This window comes from Paenibacillus sp. P4_A7, from assembly GCF_056402455.1.
In genome coordinates, this window is record NZ_JBFUHJ010000774.1 from 1 (window position 1) to 1,307 (window position 1,307).

At 36.9% G+C, this 1,307-nt stretch carries 1 protein-coding gene and 1 pseudogene; both read right to left on the reverse strand.

The features are described 5' to 3' along the window. A partial coding sequence (locus tag AC1DWN_RS33855; RefSeq protein WP_477563204.1) for a stalk domain-containing protein occupies positions 1-827 on the reverse strand: 827 nt, incomplete at its 3' end. 257 nt (positions 828-1,084) lie between these two features. Next, a pseudogene (locus AC1DWN_RS33860) lies at positions 1,085-1,307 on the reverse strand (sporulation protein); the annotation flags it as partial.

Sequence of the window (1,307 nt, forward strand, 5' to 3'; positions counted from 1 at the left end):
CTTATAACCTTGGCAACTTCCTTAGGAGAATTTTGTAGCAGTGCTTGTTCTTTTTGATTCGTGTCTTCAAGTAACGATACTTTATAATCCTCGTGATCGATCTTGCTTATTTTCCAACTGTTATTTTCCTGGCGGAAATAAAGCTTAATCACTAGATTCTTTTTTATGGCAGGTGTTAGGGATTCATAGTTTGTTGTAACTGATGCCTCAGTGACAGAGCTAAATAAAAATTCGCCAATATCTATCCCAACAGGCTCTGAAAGTACAGTGTCATAGAACTCGTTCGTTTCAATTGGCCCATAGGGGCTAACATCTGCTGTAAAAAGCTTTCTCGGTGAAAGGCTTCGGTTGTAATAACTATTAACCAATTCTTTTAGCGTTTTTTCATGAGCATAGTCTAGTTCTTTGACATCTACTTTATTATTTATTACGTTATGGGAGATAGCAATTTTGAAAACATCCTCCATAACTTCTCTAGGGAAATAGGAGCGATGCTGAACGAATTCAATGGGCTTGTCTAAATAATACATGCCTTCTGAGAACTCAATCATATCTTCATCCAAATAAATGATAAAGGTATCTTCCCCGATCCAAAGCTTAATGGACTTATTTTCTGCATCATAATTAAACGTATAGCCAAGCTTTTCAAATATCGCTCTAAAGGGTAAATAGACTGTCTCATGTTTTGATATTGCTTCCGCATGTTCCAACTTACTGTCATTTACATAAATAGATAAGGTTGATCTTTCTGCAAGCACATCATGAGGTAATAAGCTAAACATAATACAACTTACAATTAATATGACCAGCGATTTAAGCTTGTACATCGTAATATTCCCCTTCACATAACTTCGTATTTTTATGATTGCTTGTGATGCGTCCTCCGAAAAAACAATCAGAATTGATTTTAGCAGATACGATGCTAATGCACCATTTATTTCCTTATATCGAGAAGCATCTTTGGAATATATTCATAGCTATACAATCGATCATCTTTGATTTATGACGATAATAAAAAAAGCCATCCCTTATCGGGAAAGGCTTGTAAGTGTAAGTGTGAATCAGTTGTTTTAAGTGGATTCATTTATAAGTACTTTCGGATCGTTTCAGCCAACTGAGCGGCAATGTTGTTCGCTCCAGAAGCAAGATGATGGCGGTCAAACCGTAACTTGACAAAACGCTCATCCGTATCAAGCGCCTCGGAGAATAATCCAGATAACCCGCGAGCTTTGCGATCGATTTGAAGCAGTAAGTCAACACCATTCTCATCGGGGTAAAAAATGATTTCCAATTCATCTAGTTGACCC